19 protein-coding genes are annotated in these 25,216 nt (G+C 58.4%); 14 read left to right on the top strand and 5 right to left on the bottom strand.

Annotated features, from left to right (window positions below):
- Window positions 1-11 precede the first annotated feature (11 nt).
- Genes mutS through OQH67_RS03050 form a run of 3 tightly spaced genes read left to right on the top strand, consistent with a single transcriptional unit; the run spans window position 12 to window position 3,894 of the window.
- A complete protein-coding gene (mutS, locus tag OQH67_RS03060) occupies window positions 12-2,513 on the top strand; it encodes a DNA mismatch repair protein MutS (RefSeq protein WP_257227004.1) in 2,502 nt (833 codons plus the stop codon).
- Window position 2,514: 1 nt separating this feature from the next.
- Window positions 2,515-3,108 carry a 3'-5' exonuclease gene (locus OQH67_RS03055; protein ID WP_215435711.1) on the top strand — a complete coding sequence of 198 codons (594 nt, stop codon included), beginning with the start codon at window positions 2,515-2,517 and terminating at the stop codon, window positions 3,106-3,108.
- Between the two features lie 54 nt (window positions 3,109-3,162).
- A complete protein-coding gene (locus tag OQH67_RS03050) occupies window positions 3,163-3,894 on the top strand; it encodes a GDSL-type esterase/lipase family protein (protein WP_215458889.1) in 732 nt (243 codons plus the stop codon).
- Window positions 3,895-3,963: 69 nt separating this feature from the next.
- On the opposite strand, the gene OQH67_RS03045 is transcribed toward OQH67_RS03050, so the two are convergent.
- The gene (locus OQH67_RS03045) at window positions 3,964-6,264 is read right to left on the bottom strand and encodes a protein-disulfide reductase DsbD family protein (RefSeq protein WP_215435713.1); all 2,301 of its coding nucleotides are present in this window, start codon (window positions 6,262-6,264) and stop codon (window positions 3,964-3,966) included.
- 81 nt (window positions 6,265-6,345) lie between these two features.
- Between OQH67_RS03045 and OQH67_RS03040 the strand changes: the two genes are divergently transcribed.
- Both OQH67_RS03040 and OQH67_RS03035 read left to right on the top strand, forming a co-directional pair.
- Entirely contained in the window at window positions 6,346-6,753 is a 408-nt protein-coding gene (locus OQH67_RS03040; protein ID WP_215435714.1) for an OsmC family protein, read from the top strand.
- 127 nt (window positions 6,754-6,880) lie between these two features.
- Complete coding sequence (locus OQH67_RS03035; RefSeq protein ID WP_265145618.1) at window positions 6,881-7,342, top strand: hypothetical protein; 462 nt, start codon at window positions 6,881-6,883, stop codon at window positions 7,340-7,342.
- 15 nt (window positions 7,343-7,357) lie between these two features.
- Here the strand turns inward: OQH67_RS03035 and OQH67_RS03030 are convergent, their stop codons facing one another.
- On the bottom strand, window positions 7,358-7,825 hold the full coding sequence (locus OQH67_RS03030; protein ID WP_215435716.1) for a deoxycytidylate deaminase: 468 nt from the start codon (window positions 7,823-7,825) through the stop codon (window positions 7,358-7,360).
- Window positions 7,818-10,457 carry an MFS transporter gene (locus OQH67_RS03025; protein WP_067570894.1) on the bottom strand — a complete coding sequence of 880 codons (2,640 nt, stop codon included), beginning with the start codon at window positions 10,455-10,457 and terminating at the stop codon, window positions 7,818-7,820. The genes OQH67_RS03030 and OQH67_RS03025 overlap by 8 nt, the downstream gene beginning before the upstream one ends.
- 1,183 nt (window positions 10,458-11,640) lie before the next feature.
- Between OQH67_RS03025 and OQH67_RS03020 the strand changes: the two genes are divergently transcribed.
- The 9 genes from OQH67_RS03020 (at window position 11,641) to OQH67_RS02980 (ending at window position 22,724) form a co-directional block, all read left to right on the top strand.
- Window positions 11,641-11,874 (top strand): hypothetical protein, encoded by a 234-nt coding sequence (locus OQH67_RS03020; RefSeq protein WP_265145617.1) that lies wholly within the window; start codon window positions 11,641-11,643, stop codon window positions 11,872-11,874.
- 12 nt (window positions 11,875-11,886) lie between these two features.
- The gene (locus OQH67_RS03015; RefSeq protein WP_215458890.1) at window positions 11,887-12,840 is read left to right on the top strand and encodes a prephenate dehydrogenase; all 954 of its coding nucleotides are present in this window, start codon (window positions 11,887-11,889) and stop codon (window positions 12,838-12,840) included.
- Window positions 12,841-12,961: 121 nt separating this feature from the next.
- Entirely contained in the window at window positions 12,962-15,175 is a 2,214-nt protein-coding gene (locus tag OQH67_RS03010) for a TonB-dependent receptor (RefSeq protein WP_215458891.1), read from the top strand.
- A gap of 15 nt (window positions 15,176-15,190) precedes the next feature.
- Window positions 15,191-15,937, top strand: coding sequence for an ABC transporter ATP-binding protein (locus OQH67_RS03005; RefSeq protein ID WP_215435720.1), 747 nt, complete (start codon window positions 15,191-15,193; stop codon window positions 15,935-15,937).
- A complete protein-coding gene (locus OQH67_RS03000) occupies window positions 15,934-18,771 on the top strand; it encodes an ABC transporter permease (RefSeq protein ID WP_215435721.1) in 2,838 nt (945 codons plus the stop codon). The genes OQH67_RS03005 and OQH67_RS03000 overlap by 4 nt, the downstream gene beginning before the upstream one ends.
- 492 nt (window positions 18,772-19,263) lie before the next feature.
- The gene (locus OQH67_RS02995) at window positions 19,264-19,824 is read left to right on the top strand and encodes a BACON domain-containing protein (protein WP_215435722.1); all 561 of its coding nucleotides are present in this window, start codon (window positions 19,264-19,266) and stop codon (window positions 19,822-19,824) included.
- 86 nt (window positions 19,825-19,910) lie between these two features.
- Window positions 19,911-20,702, top strand: coding sequence for a DUF805 domain-containing protein (locus tag OQH67_RS02990; protein ID WP_215435723.1), 792 nt, complete (start codon window positions 19,911-19,913; stop codon window positions 20,700-20,702).
- Window positions 20,703-21,390: 688 nt separating this feature from the next.
- A complete protein-coding gene (locus OQH67_RS02985) occupies window positions 21,391-22,020 on the top strand; it encodes a CatA-like O-acetyltransferase (RefSeq protein ID WP_215435725.1) in 630 nt (209 codons plus the stop codon).
- Between the two features lie 11 nt (window positions 22,021-22,031).
- Window positions 22,032-22,724 carry a four helix bundle suffix domain-containing protein gene (locus OQH67_RS02980; RefSeq protein ID WP_215719980.1) on the top strand — a complete coding sequence of 231 codons (693 nt, stop codon included), beginning with the start codon at window positions 22,032-22,034 and terminating at the stop codon, window positions 22,722-22,724.
- Window positions 22,725-22,758: 34 nt separating this feature from the next.
- Here OQH67_RS02980 and OQH67_RS02975 read toward each other — a convergent pair whose 3' ends face one another.
- Entirely contained in the window at window positions 22,759-23,733 is a 975-nt protein-coding gene (locus OQH67_RS02975) for an ABC transporter ATP-binding protein (RefSeq protein WP_215437088.1), read from the bottom strand.
- Between the two features lie 18 nt (window positions 23,734-23,751).
- A complete protein-coding gene (gene der, locus OQH67_RS02970; RefSeq protein WP_251828203.1) occupies window positions 23,752-25,155 on the bottom strand; it encodes a ribosome biogenesis GTPase Der in 1,404 nt (467 codons plus the stop codon).
- Between the last annotated feature and the right edge of the window lie 61 nt (window positions 25,156-25,216).

The following is a 25,216-nucleotide window of genomic DNA, read 5'->3' as shown; positions in this document are numbered from 1 at the left end:
CAGTGTTATTTATGAGTAAGGCCGGACCCAGCACAACCCCGATGATGGAGCAGTATCTTCGCATGAAGAACGGGCTACCTGAAGACGTCTTGCTGTTCTTCCGCATGGGGGATTTTTACGAGATGTTTTTTGAGGACGCCAAGGATGCGTCCTCCCTTCTGGGGCTGACATTGACCAAGCGCCACGGCATTCCGATGTGCGGCGTCCCCCATCACAGCGCGGAAGGCTATATCGGGCGGCTGGTGAAGGAAGGACGCCGCGTCGCCATTGCGGAGCAGACCACACTGCCCCAGCCCGGAAAGCTGGTGGAACGGGAATTGACCCGTGTCATTTCCGCGGGGACTCTGGCGGATATGAATTTGCTGGATTCCTCCCGCCACAATTACATCGTGGCCCTGTATAAGGACAAGAAGCAGCTCGGCCTGGCATGCGTGGACCATACCACGGGGGAGTTTTCCGTAGCCCAGTTCGAGCACATGGACCTGCTGCTGGACGAGTTGTCCCGCATTAATCCTTCCGAGCTCCTGATCAGCGACGAGCAGAAGGAGAGCTTTCCCGGCACCCATCCCACCCTGTATTACGACGGGTACACTTTTCTTCCCTCCACGGCCATTCCCAGCCTGCTGAACCATTTCCGGGTGCATTCCCTGGACGGCTTCGGCTGCGGGGAGATGACGGCGGCGCTCGGGGCGTCCGGAGCGGTTCTGCATTATTTGAGCTACCAGCTCCGGAGGCCGACGGAACATTTGCGCCGCATTTCCGTGCGCGCTACGGAGAATGCCGTCCTGATCGACCAGGCCAGCCAGAGGAACCTGGACCTGGTGGATTCCCGCGGGGGCGTGAAGCTGTCCCTGCTGGGGACGCTGGACCGGACCAGCACGCCGATGGGCGCGCGCAAGCTCCGGGACTGGCTGCTGCACCCCCTCTGCGATCTGGGGAGGCTGCAGGCGCGCCAGGACATGATTGCGGCGCTTTTGCAGGAGCCTTTTTTGATGAGCAAGCTCCGGGACAGCCTGAAGAATGTCCGCGACATGGAGCGTTTGACGGGGCGCATTTCCCAGGGAGCCGGGAATGCCCGCGATTTGCAGGCCCTGGCCAGTTCCCTGGACCGGATTCCCGCGCTGAGGGATGATTTGGAGTCCCTGCCCGGCGGCGGAGAGATGCTGGAGAGCATCCGTTCCCGCATGGGGCGCTTTGATGAGCTGGTGGACCTTCTCCAGCGCGCGCTGGTGGATGAACCGCCCGTGACGATCAAGGAGGGCGGCATTATCCGGGAGGGCTATCACGCCGGGCTGGATGAGCTGCGCCTGGCCTCCCGCGACGGCAAGGCATGGCTGGCCCAGCTTCAGGAGAAGGAGCGCAAGCGCACGGGCATTGATTCTCTGAAGATCCGCTTCAACAATGTTTTCGGCTATTACATCGAGGTGACGAAGTCCCATTACGACAAGGTGCCTCCCGATTACCAGCGCAAGCAGACACTGGTGAATGCGGAGCGCTTTGTCACCCCGGAGCTCAAGCAGATGGAGAATACCATTCTGGGGGCGGACGAACGTTCCCGGCAGGTGGAGTATGAACAGTTCCTCCTTCTCCGGGAGGAGGTGGGCCATCACATTGACGGCATCCAGATTACCGCGGACGCCATGGCGGACCTGGACGTTTTGCTGGGGCTGGCGGAGATTGCGCAGCAGTACCAGTATTGCCGCCCCGTGCTGGACGATTCCATGACGCTGCACATTGTGAACGGCCGCCATCCCGTGATTGAACAGAGCCTGTCCGGCGATGTGTTCGTTCCGAACGATTCCTTCCTGGAACCAGAGGAGAACCGGTTGATTCTGCTGACCGGCCCGAATATGGCGGGCAAGAGCACCTATATCCGGCAGGTGGCCCTGATTACGCTGATGGCGCAGATAGGTTCCTATGTTCCGGCGGAAGCCGCCCATGTGGGGCTGGTGGACCGCATTTTCTGCCGCGTAGGCGCCAGCGATGATCTGGCGCGCGGCCAGTCCACCTTCATGGTGGAGATGAGCGAGACTTCCCTGATTTTGAATAACGCTACGGAACGTTCCCTGATTATTCTGGATGAGATCGGGCGTGGCACGGCCACCTTTGACGGTCTTTCCATCGCGTGGGCCGTGGCGGAGTACCTGCATGACGAACTGAAGTCCCGCACGCTGTTCGCCACGCATTACCATGAGCTGACGGATCTGGCGCGTTCCCGGACGGGTGTGCAGAATTACAACGTGGCCGTCCGCGAATGGAAGGAGGAGATCGTCTTCCTGCGCAAGATCGTGCAGGGTGCGGCGGACAAGTCCTACGGCATCCAGGTGGCACGTCTGGCGGGGATGCCCGCCGTGATTGTGGACCGGGCCAAGGCCATTTTGTCCCATTTGGAGATGAATTCCACGCGGCCCCGGAAGAAGGAGCGTTCACGCCTGGCGGAACCCAGGGCCAAGAATACCGACATGGACGACGATATGCCTGCCGGGGAGTACGCACAGCTGGAGTTGTTCTGATATGCCGCATGCCGGGGACATCATCGGCAGCCTGCGTTTTGCCGCCATTGATTTTGAGTCCGCCGGGGCTGCCCGGGGGGATACGGACCAGCCCGTGCAGATCGGCATTGCCGCGTGTTCCTCGCTGGAGGCGGAGCCGGAGTTGTGGACTTCCTATATTGCTACGGACAGGCCGGTCCTGTGGTCGGCTTCACAGGTACACGGCATCACCACGGAGATGCTGGCGGACGCTCCGCCTTTTCATGCGCTGTGGCCTGATATCCGCTCCCGGCTGGGCGGCGCCGTGGTGGCGGGCCACAATCCGGCCACGGAGAGGAAGTTCCTGCGGCGATTTCCGGGACACGGATTTGGTCCCTGGCTGGATACTCTGGTTCTGGGGAAGATGTGCGTTCCCGGACTGCCGGATTATTCCCTGTCCACCTTGTGCGATGCCCTCGGAGTGAGTCCTTCCGTGGATGCCCTGCTGCCCGGACGCCAGTGGCATGACGCCTTGTACGATGCTCTGGCGAGTTTTCTGGTCGTCCGTTTTCTGGTGCGGGAGCTGAAGTTGTCCGGCCAGCCCCTGGAGGTTCTCGGCAAGGCGGTAGGGAAGTGATTTTTCTTCCTGGGAAGAAAGTATATTCTATGGGAGATCGTATTTTCATGAAGAATGAATATACGCGTTTTTTTAACCGCCTGCCTGTTTTGGGCCGTGTCTTCCGTTGTTGCGAATATTTCTCCGGAGTATGCCGTTCCCGATCCTCCCGATGTTGCCAAGCTGAATACGCAGCCATGGGTTCCGGCGCGCTACAAGGTTGTCCGGGAACAGTTGATGGGCAAGGAATGCGGCGTGTTGTTCGTCGGGGATTCCATCACGCAGGGATGGGAGCGGGAGGGTGCGGACCTTTGGAAGAAATTGTTTTTACCGATGAAGGCCGTCAATTTCGGCGTAAGCGGGGACAGGACGGAAAGCATGCTGTGGAGGATGGAGGATACGGGCTTGGCCGTGAAGACACCGCCCCGGTATTGCGTTTTACTGGCCGGGACGAATAATATAGGCCTGTGGGAAGGGAAGCAGGCTCCGGAAGATACGGTGAAGGGCATCCGGGAGGTGGCTTCACGCCTGCTGAAGAAGTTCCCCGGCACTCATTTGATTCTGATGGAGGTGACTCCTTACGGACCCGATCCCCGCGGTCCGCTGCGGAAGCGCCAGGAGGAGATTAATGAACTCCTGCGTAAGCTCAGGCTTCCAAGAACCACCGTTTTGTCCATTAACAGGGATTTGCTGAATCCGGATGGAACATTCCGGGAGGGCATGTTCAGAGACAAGGTCCATCTGACGGCGAAAGGCTATCAGGTATGGGCGGATGCTCTTCTGCCGCTTCTGAAGAAGGGCGAATAGCTTTTTTTCAGAGGGCGTTTTTTCTGCGTTTCTGCATCTCCGGGGAGGATATCCCGGAGACGGAACGCTTCAGCGTTTCATTTCCGTTTCCAGGAATTCAAGCAGGTAGGAAGGGGACAGGAGCTCTCTGGTGACGACCGGTTTTTTTCCAGGCAGGTACAGCGCGTTTACGGGAACCGCCGTGCGGCCCAGGTTTTTGAGTTCCCGGTCAATGACGGGATTCGTCCGCGTTTTGTCCGCCTTCATCATGACGATGCCGTATTTTTTGAAGGCGGCCAGCACTTCATCCGTGTAGGAGGCCTTGTTTACCTGGCAGGTGGAGCACCAGCGGGCCGTGAAGTCCACGTAAACGGGTTTTCCCTGGTCCAGGGCAGCCTGCATGGCTTCCGGACTCCAGGGGGTCCACACGCTTTCTTCCGCATGGCCGGCGTTCTTTTTGTCCGCCGGAGCCGCCATTCCCGCATCCGATTCTCGGCCGAACCAGGCGGAGCTTTCCGGCGGCAGCATGTAGAAGAGGCCGGCAAGAAGGAACAGGATGGCGAAGATGCCCCCCGTAATGCGCGATTTCCGGCTGCGGTAGATGGGGCACCACCTGCCGTAGATCCAGAAGGCCATGGAGAAGAACACGAGGCCGAAGAAGAGGAAGAGGATGTCCTGCGGATGATTGTCCGCATCAAAGAAGGCCATGTATATCCAGAGGAAGTATGCGGCGGTGCCGAAGATGAGGAAGGACATGGCCTGCTTGAAGGATTCCATCCATGCTCCGGGTTTGGGAAGGTATTTGGTCAGGACGGGGAAGGCTCCCAGCACGATGTAGGGCAGGGACATGCCGAGCCCCATCATGGTGAGGCAGAGCACGATGCCCAGCGGGGGCTGGAGCATGGCGGCGCCGATGGCCTGCCCCAGGAACGGGGCGCTGCACGGGGTGGAAATGACGGTGGCCAGGGCGCCGGACCAGAAGGAGCCGGCATAGCCTTTTTTATGCTGGAGTTCGCCGCCCATCGTCGTGGCCTTGACGCCTATTTCAAAGACGCCGAACATGCTCAGCCCCAGGGCCAGCATCAGCCCCAGCAGGCAGAAGTTCACCCATGGGTTTTCAAACCAGAATGCCCAGTTGACGATCCCTTCAGCGCCGCGGCCCAGCCAGAAGTCGCCGCTGAATATTCCGGGTCCGGCGGGGGAGGACCAGTCGAACATGTTCGCTTTCAGGGCGATCAGGATGGCAGTGATGATCCAGAAGGAGATCATGATGCCGAGTACGAAGGTGAGGGAATGGGCCAGCACTTTTTTTCTTTCCCCGCCGCCCAGCTGGACAAAGCTCATGATTTTGAGCCCGATGACCGGGAAGACGCACGGCATGACGTTCAGGATGATGCCGCCGAGGAACATGAAGAACATGATTTCCGCCAGACCCATTACGGGGGGGGCGGGAACGGGAGATTCGGGGGAGGCCGCTGCGGCGGATTCCTGCCCCGCTGTGGAGAAGGGGGCATTGGGGGCGGTGATGCCGACGCCTTCATCGCCTATGCGAAGGATGCCGGAAAGGCTTGAGAGTGGCTTGCCCTTGTCCGCTTCCGGCAGGTTGTTGGGGTAGAGGCCGTCCGTAGTGTCGTTGAACTGCATGGACAGCTCGTAAGTGGAATCATCCAGTTTTTTGAGTGTCTGGGGAACGGTCGGATTGATTTCCCCCTGGTCGCAGAAGAAGTAGGCGGGAGCGTCCGGAAGGGGAGTCCCGGACGTTTTCAGATGAAGGACGACGGTTTTTCCCTCCTGGGAGATGCGGGATTGCATGCCTTGCGCCCAGGCAGGAGTGGAGAGCCCCACAAGTCCCCGGACCAGGGAGCCTGCTTCCGGGGAGGGCCGGCCTTCCCCACGTTTCAGGGTGACGGTGAAGTTTTTGGTTTCCGGCGCGGCACATTGTTCCGCGCACATTTGCCAGGTCATGGTGGTGGTGAATGAGGCCTGTTCCGGGGCGTTGTTTTCCGGCGTGATGCGGAAGGCCATTTTCGCGTTGCCGCTGTAGCCGTAGAAGTCCACGATTCCCTTGCCCAGCTCCGGAACCTGCCAGAAGGGGCCTTCAATGCGGAATCCGGGCGTTTCCTTCATGGAAGCTTCCATGGGCATGCCTACGGAGCCGGGATTTTTGTAATAGACGTGCCAGTGGTCCGGCAGGGTCAGTTCCGTTACCACTACGAAAGGTTCCGCTGCGTAGGATTCCACCGTGGCCCTGGCCGTGCCTGAGGCCTGGGGCGTCCCGAAGTCTCCGGCGCCGCCGAAGCTCATGGCGCCAAAGTCCTGTGCCGTTCCCGTGGAGATGATGCCCGGCAGCAGACCCAGGGAGAGGATGGCCGCATGGAAAAAGCTTTTCATGGGAAATTCGGGTAACATAAAGAAACGCCAGATTCAATGTTTGTGTGTTGCATGGCCGCAAACCTTGTATAAAATACGGCCATGGTAAAAACTATTACAATGTACGAAGGCGGCCTCCGCTGCTCCATGGTGCATGAACCGTCCGGAGCACAGTTTTCCACGGACGCTCCTGTGGACAATAACGGGAAAGGGGAGTCCTTTTCCCCCACGGATTTGGTGGGTGCGGCCCTTGCCGGCTGCATGAGCACCATCATGGGCATCGTAGCCGCCCGGAAAGGCATCAAGCTGGAAGGGATGACGGTGGAAGTGGGCAAACACATGAATGCGGACCCCCGCCGCATTGGAAAGCTGGAAGTAGTGATCAGCGTTCCGCTGCCTGCGGATCATCCGGACAGGAAGATGCTGGAACAGGCCGCGTTGAGCTGTCCCGTCAAGCACAGCCTGCATCCGGATATTGAGGTTCCCATTACCTGGAACTGGATCGGCTGATTCCGGTGCCTGTTGTTGAAGGCCGCCTGTTTCGACAGGCGGCTTTTTTTATGAAAAAATGTTGGAAAAATGAGAAAATGACTTGCTTTACTTGACTTAATATTTGTAATTGTCCATGTTTTTGCCGATGAGAATTTTTCCTCTGTTTCCCTTTTTGTTTTCCGTAGCTCTGACAGAAATTCTGGCCGGGTGCGGCGGCGGGTCCGGCCGCTCCGGAGATGACGGACAATTTTCCCTGAGCGGACGCACGGCTTTCCTGTCGAACGGAAGCATGACCTTGTTCAGCCTTCAATTCACAGGCAGTGATGTGAATATTATCCGGATTGGGAACCAATTTCCCTATAAGGGAGTTTATACGTATGCAGTCCGTCCCGACCACAATTCCATGATTCTCGATATCAAGGCCGGTGAGGATGGCGATACGTACTGCACCATGAGCGACGTTTCCATTGTTTTTGACGGTACCGAATGCGACAGCGGCAGCATCGTTTCCGGAACGTGCAGGGAGTTCGGCCCCCATTTGGGACCGGCGGTTCAAGGGGAGCCCCAGTCCATGGGAGGATGGAGTTTCAACCTCTCGCAGAGTTAGCGGTTTCCGCCTGCTTCAGCAGTCCACCACCAGGGGAAAGTGCGCGCTGAGCGGATAGTCCGTGACCTGGATCAGTTCCACTCCGTAGAGAGAGGCGATGGCGGGAGCCTCCGATTTGTCGTAGGGCTCGCAGTAGTAGATGGTTTTTACGCCGTGGGCGCACAGGGCCTGCATGCAGGAGGTGCAGGGCATCGTGGTGCATGCCACCACCCTGGCCTCTCCGCGGCGGAACAGGCTGCACAGGTTGATTTCCGCATGGAGCATGTATTTCTGGCGTTCGTCCCGGCTGGCCCAGAAGGAGTCTTCCGCCTTGAATCCGGGGTAGAGCCCGTTGTAGGCGGTACCGATGACGCGGTTGTCCGCATCCAGGGCGGCGGCGCCCACCTTGCGGTACGGGTCTTCCGACCGCAGGGCTGCGGCATGCGCCAGGGTCATGACGTATTGCGGGAAGGGGAGGCGGGGATGGGATGAGTTGCTATTCATGATTGGAAGACTGGAGTTCCGCCAGGAAGCCTGATTCGTCCAGGTACAGGTTGGGGGGCAGGGAGTAGGGCGTGGACAGGGTGGCGCCTGCAATGACGGTGGAGGAAGGCGGGTTGAGGTAGAAGCCCGGCAGAAGGCGTCCCCGCGTTCGGGCGCGCATGCCGAGCTGGACGGTGCCGTCATCCAGCTTGAAGACGCTCCTTTTCATGGACATGGCCAGGATGATGCCGCGGTCCGTGGCAAAGCAGGGCCGCCAGCCGATGTTGGGCAGAACGAGGTCTCCGGAGCCGCTGAAGTCATACAGGGGTGTGCGCGTTTCCGGAACCAGGCTGTAGAGCCTGCGGCGCAGGAAGTCGGAACCTGCTATCTGCCTGATTCCTTCCGGCATGCTGTGGTCTCCGTCCCCAATCAGGTAAACGGGCGTGCCGGTGAGGATGGGCCACAGGACGGCGGCCACCGTTTCATGGACTTCTTCATGTCCCACGCTGGTGAGCAGGAGTTCCCTGGGCTGGAGCGCGTTCACCCGTTCAAGCTGCTGGGCGTTCATCCAGAAGTCGCACAGGCGGCTCTGGGAGCGGGAGCAGTCCAGCAGGGTGGCCAGCCATTTCCGGAGTTCCGGGTTTTCGGCTTCCACGGTGTCGTTCATCAGGCATTCGGCTATCTCGTAGCCGGTAAGGCGCGTGTTTTTGGCTGTGACAAGGGGTTTGTGTCCGATGTGCTCCAGATGGTTCAGAATGGCGTCCCTCCCGATGCTGGCTGCGATTTCCAGGCAGGTGGAGGAGAGTTCCCGCAGTGTGTTGATTACCATCGGCGGATTGACCGCATCCGGCGCGATGGGTTCGCCGACGGCCGCCGTGAAACGGTAGGGGACGTGGAGGGGGGCCTTGGAGAAGAAGCGGTTGCCGGAGTAGGAGAAGATGCTGCCCCACAGCTCGTCCATATAGATGGGAATGATGGGACAGCTGGATTTTTTGGCGAGCATTTCCAGCCCCCTCCGTGCGGCGCACAGGGTGCCCGTGCGGGTGAGCTGTCCTTCCGGGAAGATGCAGATGACTTCCCCGGCCTTGAGGGCCTGGATGGCTTTGGAGAGGGATTCACGGGGATTCCGGGAAGAGATGGGGAGGCAGTTGAATAGTTCCAGTATCCAGCCGAGCCAGCGGATGGCCACGAATTCCTCCGCCACGATGAAGCGGATGGGGCGCGGACAGATGAGGGAGAGGAAGAGAGCGTCTCCGTAGGTAACGTGGTTGGCGACGATGATAGCCCCTCCGTCTTCCGGAATACGGTCCTGGTGGATGATGCGGGAACGGTACACGATCCGCATGATCCAGAGTCCCATCATGCGGATGAATTCGCGGGGGATGAGGCGGAACGCCACGATAGTGATGACCACGCCCAGAATGGCCAGCACCCAGAATTGGTTCTGGACGGAGAAGATGTTTCTCAGCATGAGCTGGAACCCTACGGCCACCAGGCCCATAATGCAGTCCATGAGGTTGCCGGCGGCGATGACCGTGCTCCGGTTGGACGGTTCGCAGTTGTCCTGGAGATGGGCGTTCAGGGGCACCAGGTAGGCCGCCGCAAAGGCGCCCGTGATGCCAAAGCCGATGTTGCTGGCGAGAGAGCCGGGGGGGAAGAAGGACATGGCGATGCAGCCGACCGTGAAGCCGATGGCGCCCAGCGGGATCAGTCCCAGCTCGATTTTCTTGCGGCAGATGATGGAGGCAATGACGCCTCCGACCACGGTACCGCCGCTGAGCCATGCCATCAGAATGGCGGCGGACATGCTGAATCCGGCGTCGCCTATGGGATGCTCCTGGGCAATTTGCAGGGAGATCAGCATCAGCGCCCCGGCCAGGAACCAGAAGTAGGAGATGCCGATTTCACTGAGCCGCAAGTCACGCTGGCTCCACAGGTATTTGAGCTGGACGAAGTGTTCGTAAAAGAGTTTCCATTCAAATTTCCGCGTCTGCTTGGAAGGATACCGGGGCAGGAACAGGGCGGCTATCGCTACGGGGATGGCAATGAAGGTGAGGATCATGGTGGGGAAGGCCGCCGCCTCCCAGCCGTCATTGGAAGATACCTGCAGGATGTCGAACCACACGAAGATGCCGATCTGGGCGGCCAGCATGGAGAGGATGAGGCTCATTTCCATCAGCCCGGAGGCGTACCCGAGCTGCCGGGACCCAACCATGTCCTTGACCACCCCTTTTTTCGCTGGGCTCAGAATGGTTGCCTGGACGGAAAAGACGCAGAACCAGAAAACAGCCATTTCTATGTTTTCATACCTGAAGCACAGGAACATGGCCCCCAGCACCAGGATTTGCAGGAAGGACATGAATTGGATGATGCGCGCCTTGCAGAAGCAGTCCGCCAGCCATCCCACAAAGGGGGAGAACAGGATGTAGGGCAGTACAAAGATACAGCCCAGGATGTATTGGAGGGAGTTGACCCAGGAGTCCGGGCCGTATGCGATGTTGTTCGCGGCCAGCCAGACGCCCAGCGGGATCAGCAGGAATTGGGCCGCCTTTTCATTGAAGGCATTTTGGGCTTGTATGAGAATCAGGGAATAAAAACCCCTCCATTCCTTTTTCGAGGGTGTTTTTTTCTTAGATGTCTGTACGTCATCCATGTGGGGCGGATTGTAGCAGAACGTACCCGCTAGGGAAGGATAATCTGTCTATTGCATCCCTGGCGCCGGAAGTGCGTTTTCCTGAAATTATAAGGCATCTACGAACGTTTTTTCATATGACTTGCAGAGAACCGCCGTCTGTCAGCGTGCCGCCGTGATGTTGTCCGGGAGCGTTGCTGCGGCGGGGAATTCCGGCCGGGGAGGGGATTGTTCCGTGAATTCTCAGCGTGGAGTGTTTCATTTTTGAAAGGATAGAACAATCCTATGAAGTTGTAGTGATTGCGGGGAAACGGCTCCCGTCGGAGTGCGCCTATGGCTTTTTGAGAAGATTGCTGTTTGAGCTCTTTCATCTATTGCGGATGCTTTCATCCTGAGTTTTATTCCGTCCCGGTGAAGATGGAGGGAGGATTACGGCCTGTTCCGGCAGCTTACTGTACAGCGCCGGGCAACCGGTTATGACGGAAGCGCAGCGTTGCTCCATTTGCCTCGATATGTTCCGCAGGGATGTTGTTCGGACGGTATGGCGGTGTTTTTCCCTTTGGAGAGAAAATGCGGCGGCTTCTTTCCGGCGGAAGAACTGGTTAACGCGTCTCGTAAGATATGCTTTAAACGGGAATTAAAGGGCCTTGGATGATTTGAAGAGGGGACGGGGAGACCGTAAAGGCGTTCCTCCCGGAAAGACGGTTTTTCCGGGAAGTCAGCGGAATAAAGCGGGGAGGGATGGGGACGGCCTGTTCCCGAAGCTCAAGAATTCCCTTGTCATGAAGTGTTTCGGCAAACGGGCTTTATGGTTGACAAGAAGGTGGGGGTCGTAGGATGGCTTTGAAATATATAACCTGAAGAGAGATTATATGAACACTTCCCAGACGATTGGCATGCTTTTTGCCGCAGGCGCAGTCCTTTTGCCTTCCTGCGAGACGGAACGCATTAATGAACGTCCCATCGGCATTTATCCTACGGAGAATGTCTATCCGTCCGGACCCAATGCCCTTGGGAGCCAGGGTAACAGCCTGCTGAGCGAAGTTCAGGGAGGAAATCCTCTGGATCCGTCGTCCGCGCAGAATTCCGGTTTCAATCCCGATCCGGCCCGAACCGAGGAAGGAACCATCAACCGTCTTCTGGGCGGGGGAATAATAACGCTTCTTCCCAGCCTGTCGTTCCCAGTCCCACGGTTCCGAATCCAGTGGGCAATCCTCCCGTCACCGGAATCGCCCCGCCCAAACCTGTGGAGCCCGCCGCCAATTCTTCCATTCCCGTCGCCTGGCCTACGGGCGATCCCACCGTGGTGGTCAGTCCGTATGACCGCACCAAGAAGATCAAGATTCTGAACAGGAGCACGAACAAGCCCTATCCTTCCGGAACCGTCCTGCGGGATACCAATTTTCCGAACGAGGTCAAGAAGTTCCGCGTGCCCTGATGCAACGGCGGAATGATGCCGGCCGCGCCCTGGACATGTTCCGTGTTCCGGGGCGTTGATGTTTCCGCCCGCAAGACCATGAAAGACGCCTCCAAGAAACAGCCTTCCTTTTCTTCCGTAGCCATTGCGGGGCCCGGCTTGCTGGGAGGCTCCCTGGCGCTGGCGGTGAGGGCGCGGATGCCCCATGTCCATGTGCGCCTGTGGGGCAGGAGGCCGGAACCGCTGGAATACGCTCTTTCCATCGGTGCGGCGCATGCCGTTTCCACCCGGGTGGAGGAAGTAGTGCAGGGGGCGGATCTTGTTGTTCTGGCTACTCCCGTAGGGGTAATGCTGGATATTGTGACCGCCATGCTGCCGGCCTTGAAGCCGGGCGCCGTCGTGACTGACGTGGGTTCCGTGAAAGGATGCGTGCACCAGTCCGTGGGGGCTGTGCTGACGCGGGCCGGAGTGGCGTTTATCGGTTCCCATCCCATGGCGGGTTCTGAGAAGCAGGGCATGGAGCATGCTTCCGCGGAGTTGTTCCAGGGGGCTACCTGTATTTTGACGAATGACGAACACGTGCATGAGGATGTCCTTCTTCTGCTCCAGAGGTTTTGGGAGCGCGCAGGCTGCCACTGCATCAGGATGCAGGCGGCGGTTCATGATTCCACCGTGGCCCGCATTTCCCATATTCCGCACGCTCTTTCCGCACTATGCGTTCACAGCGCATTGGACGGAGGTGATGTGGAATTGCTGGGACTGGTGTCCGCCGGCGGTTTCCGCGATACCACCCGGGTTTCCATGGGGGAACCGTCCATGTGGGCGGAGATTCTGACGGAGAATTCCCCGGCCGTTCTGGAACGGCTGGATGCGGCCCTGGCCCAGTTGGGCGACGTGCGGAAGTTTTTGGCGGTCGGGGACAAGAAGTCCCTGGCGGAATGGCTGAAAAAAGCCGGCAAGAGCAGGGCGCAGGCTCTGGGGCTGTAGGTTTTCCGGAGATTTTTTCCGTGTATGATACGCCCCGGGTTTGCAGGGATAAAAGGCGGCTGTTATCAAATTGTTAACAAACGGGCATGGACGGAACGGCTTTCCGTTTTATACTTGCCGCATGCGTTTACCTGCCATGAATAACCGCCGTTATCGCCGCCACGGGCGCGGACTGCACCGCGCCGCCGCCATTGGGAGCTTTCTCGTCCTGGGGCCGTCAGCCTATGCCGCCGTGGACAAGCCGGCAGCGGAAGAGAATGTTCAGGAGATGCCGGAACGGGTGATGACCATCCGCTCCAAGTCCCTGCGGGCGGAGACGGTGAGCACGGCCACGCTCACGAACATGAAGACGGAAGAGGTTCCGCAGACGGTAAACGTGATTACGCGGGATTTGATGGAGTCCAAGGGGGCCGATTCCCTGGTGGAGGCCCTGCGCATGGATTCCTCCGTCAATACAGGGGGGGATATGCTGATGTCCCGCACGGCGGACCAGTACACCATCCGCGGTTTTGCGGGCAGTGACGTGCAGATAGGCAATATGCCCCTTCCGCGCGGCATGGGGTACGGCATGGATACGTCCCTGGTTGAGAGTATTGAAATCGTCAAGGGGCCCATCGGCTCCATTGCCGGCGGACAGTCCAGCACGCTGGGGCCTTACGGCGCGGGCGGCTCCATCAACCTGGTTTTGAAGACTCCGGAGTTTGTGGACAGGACGGAGCTGACGGCCTATGCCCGTTTTTCCCACCACGGCCAGAAGTACCGCATGACCATTGACGATACCCGCTACCGGGGCGACGAAACGAACGGTTTCGCCCTGCGCACGGTGGTCGCCGCGGAATACGACCGCCCGTTCTGGCTGAACGGGGGCGCCAACGGCGGCCAGAAGTACACGGTTTCCCCCATTTTCCGCTGGCAGCATGATTCCCGCACCAAGACGGTGCTGACGACCAGTTTCCAGTACCAGAATTCGCCCACCTATATGGGCATTCCCGTTCTGGCCGGCCATTTTGTGGGTCCCTACGACGCTTGGTACGGTTCTCCGAGCGGCCGCCTCAATTCCAAGTCCCTGCTGGCGATGCTTGATTTTGAACGCAAGTTGGAAAAAGTCTGGACGGTGCGCATTGGCGGCGGCCTGGGCTACAGCGACGTGGATTATAATATCTGGGGCGTTTCCTCTTCTCCCGGCCGCGGGGGCGGTATGACCACGCAGGAGTATTACGACCAGATGATCGCGGACGGGAAGGCCAAGTATGAGGCTTCCTGGAGCGACACGCAGAATATCAACTGGAATTTCTATTCCAACGCCGTGGCGGAGTTCAAGACCGGGCAGGTAGCGCATGAAGCGCTCATGGGAGTGTCCTATACGGGGCGCAGTGTGTACGGGGACGGCTCATCCATGAATAACACGAACGATTATTTTTCCCTGTATAATCCGGCCCCCGTCATTCCTTCCCCCCGTGATTATTCCGGCGTGAATTCGGACGATTCCGTTATCCAGCGCGCAGGGTTCCTGTTGCAGGACGTGCTGTCCTACGGGGAATGGCGCTTCCTGGCCGGCGTGCGCGGTGACGCCCATTTCAGCATGGACAACAATTACGCGTTTGCCTGGAGCCCCCGCTTCGGCATCACCCGCATGATCGGGGAGCGCGTGGCCCTGTTCGCCAATGCCGCCCGCACTTCGGCACCCAATTTCGGCTACAAGGATGAGAATAACAAGGAGCTGACCAATTCCTGGAGGACGGACCAGATGGAGTTCGGCTTCCGCGTCAGCCCGGTGGACAAGGTTTGGTTTTCCGCCTCCTGGTTTGATATTATCCAGAATAATACTCCCGTGACTTTGCCAGGCTCCCTTGACAGGTATTATGCGGACGGCTCCAAGCGGGCGGAAGGCGTGGAACTTTCCCTGAACGGGGAGATCACCAAGAACTGGAGTTCCTATCTTTCCTACACCTACACGCGCACCAAGAACCGGACCACCGGGGAAGTGTATCCCACCATTGCGCCCAATGCTCTGGCCATCTGGCAGAAGTACCGGATTGACGGCGGCCTGTTGAACGGTACTGTGCTGGGCTTGGGCTACCGCTGTAAGGATTCCTATTACGCTACGTTCCGCGGCGAGAAGATTGCGGATAATTACACGATTCCCTCCTACAGCGTGTTCGATTTCACTGTGGAAATTCCCCTGCCGGAAACCAAATGGCTGAAGGACGCTACGCTGAGGCTGGCCGTGTACAATATTTTCGACAAGAAGTATGTGCAGTCCACGCGCCACGCCGTTCAGTGCACTGTGGGCGATCCCCGCACGTTTGAAGTAGGACTGAAGACCACATTTTAATCCATCGTTTCCGCCATGAGCTCTCCCGTTATTTCCGTCAGCCGCCTCAAGCGCAGTTTCAAGTCCGGCACCGGGGAGGTAACGGTGCTGAAAGATATCAGCCTGGCTGTTCCCCAGGGAGAGTTCGTTGCCGTCATGGGCGCGAGCGGTTCCGGGAAGAGCACCCTGCTGAATATCCTGGGGGGGCTGCTTTCTCCGGATGAAGGTTCCGTGGTGGTGGATGGCCGGGATATCGGCTCCATGTCCGATGCCGCCTTGACGGTGTACCGGAGGGACCGCGTAGGGTTCATTTTCCAGATGTTCAACCTGGTGGGCACCCTGAGCGTGGAAGAGAATATTCTGCTGCCTTCCCTGGCGGGGGGACGCAGGGTTTCCGCCGCCGCGCTGGACGCCATGATTGAGAAGGTGGGGCTGTCCCACCGCCGTCATGCCATGCCGGATACCCTCAGCGGCGGGGAGCAGCAGCGCGTGGCGATTGCCCGCGCCCTGATTTCCGAACCCGCCCTGGTGTTGGCGGATGAGCCTACGGGTAATCTGGATTCCGAAAACACCCGCCTCATGGGCGATTTGTTCCAGGATTTGCACCGCACGCAGGGCTGCGCCTTCGTGCTGGTGACGCACGCGCCGGACGTGGCGATGTGGGCTGACCGCGTGATCGTGCTCAAGGACGGCCGCATTGTGGACGACAGGCCCACGACGGAGTTTCCCGGTCCCGTGGAACTTTCCTCCTTTTATGAACGCACGCTGAACGACGCCTTATGACGCCGCTGCCCAAACTGATCTGGCGGGATTTGCTGGCCAACCGGGGGCGCGTGGCCGTCAGCGTGTTTGCCATTCTCGTTTCCGTCAGCCTCATCGTCTGGATGATGGGGAGCTATGATACGCTGGTCAAGGAGTTCGACAACGATGCCGAGGCCTACATGGGCAGTTACGACCTTTGCCTGGTGCCGGAAGCGCCCAGGGGACCGTTGCCTCCCGGGGGGCAGCCCCGGTTTGCCGATCCGGAACTGGCCGCGCGCCTGTCGGCCTCTCCGCTGGTGGAGTCCGTCAATGCCGCCTGCCAGGTTCCGCGCCTGCAGATCGGTTGTGCGAATGAACGCGGCAGTTTTGACGAGCAGACGCGCGACCGCATGGGCATTCCGCCCCAAAGTCCCATCCTGGTGGGGAACCTGGCCGCAGAATGTCCTTACGACCTGGAGGAAGGCGTCTGGCCCGACATGGCGGCTTCCACCGCCATGGAAGGGGTGCTGGGAAGCGGAAGCGCCAGGTATTTCCGCGCAGGCATAGGTACTGTCATGAATGTGCGCGTGGGTGCGCATGTGTACGATGTGAAGGTCGTTGGCATCGTGAAGCAGGCAAAGGCAACGCCCGGTGTCATCATGGGGCCGGGCGGCATGGGGGGCGGTCCCGCTTTTTCCTCCCTGTTCGTTCCGGCAAGCGTGTGTGAGAAGATCACGGGGCGGCCTTTTGTTCCCAATCTGATTTATGTGCGCCTGAAGGAGGGGGTGGACAAGAAGGAGTTTGTGGAGAGTTTCCGGGAGGAGCTGTCCAAGGCTTCCGCCTCTGTGGCGGATACGGATTCCATCATCCAGCGGCTTTCCAGCGACCGTTCCGTGCGCCAGCAGAAGGACAGCGCGGAAATGTCCGTGTGGCTCGTTCTTTTTTCCTGCGTTTTTATTATTTTCACTACCTTGAGCATCGGTGTCAGCGAACGCACGCGCAGGCTGGCCCTGTTGCGCGCCCTCGGCATGAGCCGCATGCAGATTGCCCTGCTGATTGTGGGGGAAGGCCTGTTTCTGTGCATTCCGGCCCTGCTGGGCGGCCTGGCCGCCGGGTTCTGCCTGGTGTACCTGCTGGAGGAAGGTTCCTCCACGCTGCCTTCCCTGACCTGGACGACGGCACTGGTCGCGGCCGCGTGCGCCGTAGGCGGCGCTCTGCTGGCCTCCGTGATTCCCGCCTGGCGCGCTTCCCGCCAGTCTCCGCTGGAGGCGGCCGTTCCTTCCGCCGGATTCATGGGGAAGGTGAGCCGTGTTCCCGCGTGGTCCGTCCTAGCGGGCCTTGCGTGCGTGGCGCTCCAGCCCGCCGCCCTGCTTTTTCCGGGACTGGAGGTGGAGACCCGCAAATGGATGTTCGTCTGGCTGGGGTATCCCGGCCTGGTTGCCGGCGCTCTGTTTCTGGCTCCGGCCTTTGTCCGCGCCACGGAATGGGCCGGAGCGTGGCTGACGGGGCTTTTTCTGCGTGTGCCCCATGCTTTCCTGAGAGTCCAGCTCAGCCGCAATCTCAGCCGTTCCGTGGGAACGGCGGTGTCCATGTCCGTGGGGCTTTCCCTGTTTGTGGCCGTGCAGACATGGGGATATTCCATGCTGGTTCCTTTTTCTCCGGATTCTTCCACGCCCGGAACGCTGGTTTCCTTCCTGCACACGGAGTTCCGGCCGGGAGACGTGCCTGAGTTGATGGCGCGGCCCAGCCTGAAGGGTGCCCGGATGTATCCCATTTACGTGGATGAACCGGATATTTCCCCGGAACAGATGAAGAGCCCCGGCTTTTCCGGCATGCGCAACCGTTCCGTGGTGCTGGCGGGCATTCCCGTGGAGAAGATGGCGGAAGGGAAAGATCCTCTGTTCCAGCCCGTGTTTGTCTCCGGCAATCCGGAAGAGGCCTATGCCATGCTGAAGTCCAACCGTTCCCTGCTGATTCCGGATACGTTCGCGCGGACGGTGGGATTGAAGGCGGGGGATGATTTGATGCTGGTGAATCCTTCCTTCCGGGGGAACCGCCCGGGGAATGTGTCTGAGGGCGGTTTGCGCGGGGCGCGGGGCGGCGCTTCTTCCGCCGCCATGAAGGGGGAACCCTGGAAGGTGGCCGGCGTTGTCTCCTTCCCCGGCTGGCACTGGCTGACCAAGACCAGCGGCATGCGCGTGCGCCGTGGCGGTTTTGTGGCCGCCCTAGCTATTGCGGATGAACGCTGGCTCAAGGAGGATTACGGCCACCAGGGGTTCCAGTTCATTTGGGGGGATACGGCTCCCGGCGTGACTAATGTGGCTCTTCAGGATGATTTGGGCGAGTTCGCCCTGATGAAGGCCCGCGAGCGGGCGGGAGGGGAGGAAGGCGTGAAGCCGCTGGTGAAGGCTCTGACCCGGGAGAGCCTGGGCGGCAGCGTCACCAGCCGCGGGGACAGCGTGATTTTTACCATGAGTCAGCTTCCGATCATCATGATGGTGATTGCCGTGCTGGCGGTTTTGAATACCGTGCTGGCCTCTGTTCAATCCCGCCGGAGGGAATTCGGACTGATGAGGGCAGTCGGCGTGCCGGGAGGGATGGTGATGCGCATGCTTTGGGCGGAGACGCTGATGATTTCCCTGTGTGCCGTCATCATGAGTCTGGTGCTGGGCGTTTTGGCGGCCTGGTGTTCCATCCAGATTCTGGAGTACGGTTATCACTTCGGCATTGTTACGCCTCCCATCACGATGCCCTGGGCACATCTGGGGTATGCCGTGCTTCTGGTGCTGACCCTTTCCACATTGGCCTGCCTGGCGCCTGCCTGGCGCATGAAGAGGGCTTCCGTGACGGATTTGCTTTCAGCGGGCGAACGGTAGTTTTTTCAACGGGAGAGCTAGAGGACTGGCCGCTTTTAAAGCGGCTGGGGAAGTGTCTTGCTTTGAGGCAAAAGTAACTGGACCATATTTTTAATATGGTTCTTCCAACAGATTTTACCCCTTTCTGGAACAGGGGATGCCTTGGGTGCCGTCTGTGGCTGGCGGTTGCCGTTCTGGCGACCATGTACTGCTGGCTGGCGTTTACGGGACCGTCGCTTCCGCTGCGCCGGGGGATGATTGGATCAATTCTACAGCGGAGGGAGAGACGTTTGACAGCTTTCCCGCGACGGCTATATCCAGCCTGGATAGACATTATGGTTTCTTTGCTGCTTCTGCCGGAGATGCGGAGATAGTGGACATGAGCAGCCGCGGGTTTGGCCGCAGTTTGAAGATTAACGGAGCAAGTGGAAGTGTGTCTGCCCGCAGCATAACGCTGCATTTTTCTTTTCCCCTGGAAGAGGAGTCTCCCTGTGCGTTCCGTGCGATGCTGGGTTGACGGCTACAAAGAATGCCGATTGGCTGGTCATTGAGTCCGTGGAGGGAACGGATGGGAATGGAACCATTTCCATTTCAGCGCAGGCCAACGGCGGAGTTTCCACGCGTACTGCGGCCTTGACCGTTTCTTCCTTCTTGGCATCCAGAGATGTTCTTGTGGAACAGAGAGGCGGGAAGTTGACGTGGAATGAGTGGAAGAAGGACAAGATCATCGGCAGGGACCCCTCCAATTCCCAGACCGGACCCGGACAGTCTGCCGCAGGTGACGGAGTGCCCAACCTGTTGAAGTATGTTACGGGAATGGATCCCCTGAAGCCGGCCGGCAGTCCGGTCAGTATTTCCGAGAAGGGTAACCGCCTTCTGATGACGTGGCCGGTCAATGAGGAGGCCGTCGGGATTTCCCTGAAAGTGGAAGCTTCCTCCAATCTGAAAGATTGGACAGAGTCTTATGAAGTCACTGTTCCCGGAGAATTCCATGATGTTCCGGAGATAGGCGCAGGCGGAGCGGAACGCAGATTCCTGAGGCTGGCAGTGATGCTGGACGTTCCTGGAGAATAGAGGCGTCCGGGCCGGACGCAGATGTTGGAAGAAAAGTTATTGATAGTTGTTTTTCAGATAAGTATGGTATTTTCATACCTGTGGAAATGAAATATTATTACCATACTTCCGACGGCGAATTGCACGGTCCTGCAGAGTTGGATTTTCTGGTCCGTGAAGTGAAGTGGGGTGGCCTGCCGGATTCTCTAATGGTCCGCTCTGAAAACAGCGGCGAGTGGATTTCTCTCGCGGAGGTCGTTCAAGGGAATACTTCCGCCGGCTGGCCCTTGGATGTCATGTCCGTAACGCCGGAAGAGCTCGCCCGGATGTCGCGCTGGAAACAGTTGTGGTATTATTATCGTCGGTCCTGGAAAATGGCATTCGTGCTTGAAGGCCGGGCTTCGCAGCAGGAATGCCTGCTTGTTTTCCTGTCCATGACGCTGGCGGATTGTCTGGCATTAGTGGCCGCGCCGCTATTGAGCGGATTGATGCTGGCGTTCCTGTTTCCGGGGAAGGTGGGCGAGTCCGTTGTCTTTTTCACCGGAGGGACCATTGGTGTTTTGTTATGTCTGCTGGTTGTCATTCAATCTTTTTCCCTCTGCTGGAGAAGATTGCATGATTTATCGCTGCCCGGGTATTGTGTCTTTGCGCTGCCCGTCGTGTCTTATGCAGGTAATTGGCTGATACCGTGGCTGCTGGAACATGCGGGGATATTGATCCCCAGGACCGGAATGATGCATTATCCGGGCATTTCCCCAGCACTTGCATGTGTGGCTGTTGTTTCAGTCGTGGTCTCCTTAGTCATCATCGTTTTGTCCCTGACCTGGATTGTTGCGCTGCTGGGAATGTTCCGCGGTATGGAGGGGGAAAACAGGTACGGCCCGCGTCCGGAGATGTAAGGCACGGTTGGTTCTATCCTGAAAGGAGGAGGGAATGAATGAAACGGTACTATTACCGTACTTCCGACGGCGAGTCGCACGGCCCTTCAGTACTGGATTTTCCGGTTCGGGAAGTCCGCTATGGGGCGTTGTCTCCGGAGTTGAGGGTTAGAGAGGGCGGAGCGTCGGGAAAGCATTGTGAGTGCATTGGACAATTCAAGTGATTTAAAGCCTTTTGAAAGGCCGGATGTTGGTAGAATAAGCCGTCGGGAAAGTGGAGAAAGCTGTTATATTGCTGGTTCTGTTCCTGACGCTTGACGATATTTTGTTCATATGTTCCTCCCGTAAGGAGACTACCTGAGCGTATCGGTTTTCCACAGGAGTTTTGCCCCGGCTTGGTGGTTTTCTTTCTTATAATTCCTAGGTGGTTTGAGACGCTGCCGTTTGTGGGCTGCCTATTATTTTATGGTTTTATTTTTCTCTGGGATGCAGGCGTTTTCACGATGCCGGGGTGAGCGGCGCGTTGCCGGTAGCGGCATGGTTAGGGGTGATTTTTCCGGTGTGTTGCCATTGGACAGCCTGATGGGGGAGTCGTTTTTGAGCTCGTAGGCGTGGCTGATGTTCTGGACGTTGTCCGTGCTTTTCACCATATTGCTGACGGAGAAGACAGGCAAAAATCAGCATGGGCCTTCGCCTTCACAAAGACGGTATGAAAAAGAAGATTGACGTAGATTCATGGTCTAGAAAGTCACATTACGAGTATTTCCAGACTTTTGACTGCCCGATGTTTTCCATTACGTTTCCCGTCAGGGTGGATGCGCTGTACCGTTATGCGAGGGAGAATGGGCTGTCCTTTTTCGCCGTGTGCCTGTTTGTGCTGCTGAAGGCACTGAATGAGGTGCCCCAGTTTCGGCAGAGGGTGGAGGACGGGGACGTGTGGGAGTATGAGTCCGTGGATGCCCTGGTTCCGGTTCTGGCCGCCGCCGGGGAGTTTTCCCAGATTGTTGTGGAGTACCGGGACAGTCTGTCCGGTTTTCTGGAACATGCCCTTCCGTTGATTCAGGCGGCCAAGGGTGAACCCGCCCGTGCGAATCCCTGCCACCGGACGGATATTGCCGTGTTCAGTTGTCTTCCATGGATGCCGTTTACGCAGGTAGCCAGCGCCTACAGGTCTTTCCGGGGGCAGTACCTGCCTCTGATTCACTGGGGAAAGATGGGACCCGATGCTTCCGGTAGATTGATGATGTCCGTGGCCGTTCAGGCCAATTATGTGTTGGTGGACGGCGTGTGTGTTGGGAATTTTTATAAAAATATTGAGTATTTGTGTTCTCGATTTTAAGATAGGGGCCTATGGCCTCCCTGCTGCGTCCGTCCGGTGATTACCGCTCTCTTCTTTCCTACCAGAAAGCGGAACAGATTTATGATTTGACGTATTATTTTTGCAAAACATATTTGTCGTGCCGCGACAGAACAGTGGATCCGATGGTTCAAGCCGCCCGCTCAGGGAAGCAGAATATTGCAGAAGGCAAGGAGGCGGGGCTGACATCTTTGGAGATGGAGATCAAGTTGATAAATGTCGCCAGAGCCAGTCTGGATGAATTGCTGGTGGATTATGAAGATTTTTTGAGGGTGAGGAAGTTTCTCTTGTGGGAGAAGGATTCCCGGGAAGCGCAGTTTGTCAGGAAAAAAGGAGCGGACAAGACCGTGGACCGGGATTATTTTCTGGATCTGGCACGGACGCGGCCACCGGAAGTGATAGCCAATATGGCGATTTGCCTGATTTTTCAGGCCAAGTTTTTGTTAATGAGGCAGCTTGAGTTTTTGGAGGGGAAGTTTCTCAGAGAAGGAGGGATGAGGGAAAGGATGAGCCGGATGAGGAGGGCGGTGAAGGATAGGGGTGATAGGGGTGATAGGGGTGATAGGGGTGATAGGGGTGATAGGGGTGATAGGGGTGATAGGGGTGATAGGGGTGATAGGGGTGATAGGGGTGATAGGGGTGATAGGGGTGATAGGGGTAGGATGGGAATTCCCCATGATCTCTAAAATTCTCTATAAATTCTTCAATTTTTCCAGAATTTTAATTTCCGGCCAGGCAGCCCGGGCAGTTTTGTACCCAGTGGCCGGGGGATATTTCCGCCAGTTCCGGTTCCTGGTCTTTCAGGCACAGTTCCGGTTTGCCCAAGGTGTTTCTGGGGCGGAAGCTGCATCCGCAGGAGGGGTGCGTCATGTTGGGAGGCAGGCCGGGAATGGTGTAAAGGGGGGCTCCCTTGGCGTGTTGGCCAGGGATGGATTTCATCAGAGCTTTTGTATAGGCGTGCCGGGGATGTTCCAGGAGTTCCCCGGAGGAGGCGCTTTCCACGATGCTGCCCGCGTACATGACGTTGATGCGGTCCGCATACTGGCGCACTACTCCCAGGTCGTGCGTGATGAGGATGACGGCGGTTCCCATGTCCCGCTGGAGTTTTTTGATCAGGTCCAGCACCTGTTTCTGAACGGTAACGTCCAGTGCGGTAGTTGGTTCGTCCGCGATGAGGATTTCCGGCTTGGTGATCAGGGCCATGGCGATCATGACGCGCTGCCGCATGCCTCCGGAGAATTGGTGCGGGTAGGCGTTCATGCGCTGCTCCGGGTCCGGTATGCCGACAAGGGAGAGCTGCTCCAGGGCTCTGGCCCACGCTTCCTTTTTGTTTATTCCTTCATGGATGACGAGCGGTTCCGCGACTTGCTCCCCGACGGTCAGATACGGATTGAGGGAGGTCATGGGGTCCTGGAAGATCATGGAGATGCGTCTGCCCCGGATGAAGCGAAGTTCTTTTTCCGAACATTGGAGCAGGTCCGTTCCGTCCAGCATGGCGGAACCGCTTTCAATGCGGCCCGGGGGCATGGGGATAAGTCCCATCATGGAGTAGCAGGTGACGGATTTTCCGGAGCCGGATTCCCCCACGATGCCGAGCGTTTCCCCGGGCGCTACATCAAAGGATACGTTTCTTACCGCCCTGACGATGCCCGCCCTGGTATGAAAGGAGGCGCTGAGGTTCCTGACGGAAAGCATGCCGGAGAGGGGGAAAGGTTAGTCGTTGCGCACGCGCGAACGGGCGGAGAAGATGACCGGAATGCCGGGGGCCGGGTAGTTTTCCCGGATTTTGTTGCGCAGGTATTGGGAATAGCTGTCCGTAAGCAGGTTTTTGTCATTGACGAAGAGGACGTAGCGCGGTACCGGAATGGTGCTGTATTTGGGGTCCACGGCCGTGGTGACATAGTAGATTTTAAGCCGCTTGGCAGAGCCGCTGGAGGTGCCGGGCGGGTTCATCTGCTGGGCGAGCTGGATGAGGCGGTTGAGCTGTCCCGTGGTGGGGAGCGCCGCGGATTCCCGGCGGATGCGCGTGATGACCTTGAAGATGATTTCAATGCCTTCCGATTTTTTCGCGGAGGTGGTGATGAATGGCGCGTAGTTGATGAAGAAGAGCTCCCTGCGTACTTGTTCCTCTACTTCCGCCATGCGCTCCTTGCGCGGGGCGTTGGGGTGGAAGAGGTCGAATTTGTTGACGATGATGATGCAGGGTTTTCCTTCCTCCGCGATGATACCGGCGATGCGGCGGTCCTGCTGCGTGATGCCCGCCGCGATGTCGATGACCAGCAGGCAGATATCCGCCCGGCGGATGGCTTTTTCACTGCGCATGGCGGAGAATACTTCCACGGATGTGTCCCGCCGGGAGCGCGGGCGCATTCCGGCCGTGTCAATCAGGACGTAGGGCTGGCCGTCGTGGAGGTAGGGAATGTCAATGGCGTCGCGGGTGGTTCCCGCTACGTCGGAGACGATGGTGCGCCTGTCCTGAAGGATGGCGTTGACCAGGGAGGATTTGCCCGCATTGGGACGGCCTACGACGGCCACCTTGATGGGAGGGGCCGTTTCCGCGTCTTCCACCGGAGTTTCCTCCATTTCTTCTTTCAGGGGCGCGCCTGCCTGCTTGAGGAAGGAGTCCAGTCTGGAGGCCAGTTCCGAGAAGCCCCGGCCATGGGCGGCGGAGAGGAAGATGTAGTCATTAAAACCGAGTCCGGAGAATTCACCCAGGTTGAGGTCCTGTTTTTCGTGGTCAGCCTTGTTGAGAAGCAGCATGACCGGTACTTCCGATTTGCGGAGATGGTCCGCGATGCTCTGGTCAATAGGGGTGAGGTGGTCCCGGCTGTCTAGGACGAAGAGGATCAGGTCCGCCGTTTTCATGGCTATGTCCGCCTCTGCGGCTACCTGTTCCGCAAAGCCATCGCTCAGCCGGGCTCCGATGCCGCCGGTGTCCATGAGCTTGCAGGCATGGTCCGTGATTTTGCAGGGTGCGCTGATGCGGTCGCGGGTGACGCCCGGTTCATCATGCACGATGGCAATGCGCCTGCCCGCCATTCTGTTGAATATGGCGGATTTCCCGACGTTGGGCCTGCCTACGATCGCAATGGTGGGGACGTGCTGCATGCGCGCCATGATACGGGAACGTTCCAGGCAGTTAAAGACAATTCCGCGCCAACGGAAGACGGCCCCTTAG

Source organism: Akkermansia biwaensis (assembly GCF_026072915.1).
GTDB classification, from domain to species: domain Bacteria; phylum Verrucomicrobiota; class Verrucomicrobiia; order Verrucomicrobiales; family Akkermansiaceae; genus Akkermansia; species Akkermansia biwaensis.
The sequence above is the reverse complement of the archived record's forward strand: the minus strand, read 5'-3'. Positions and strand labels throughout refer to the sequence as shown.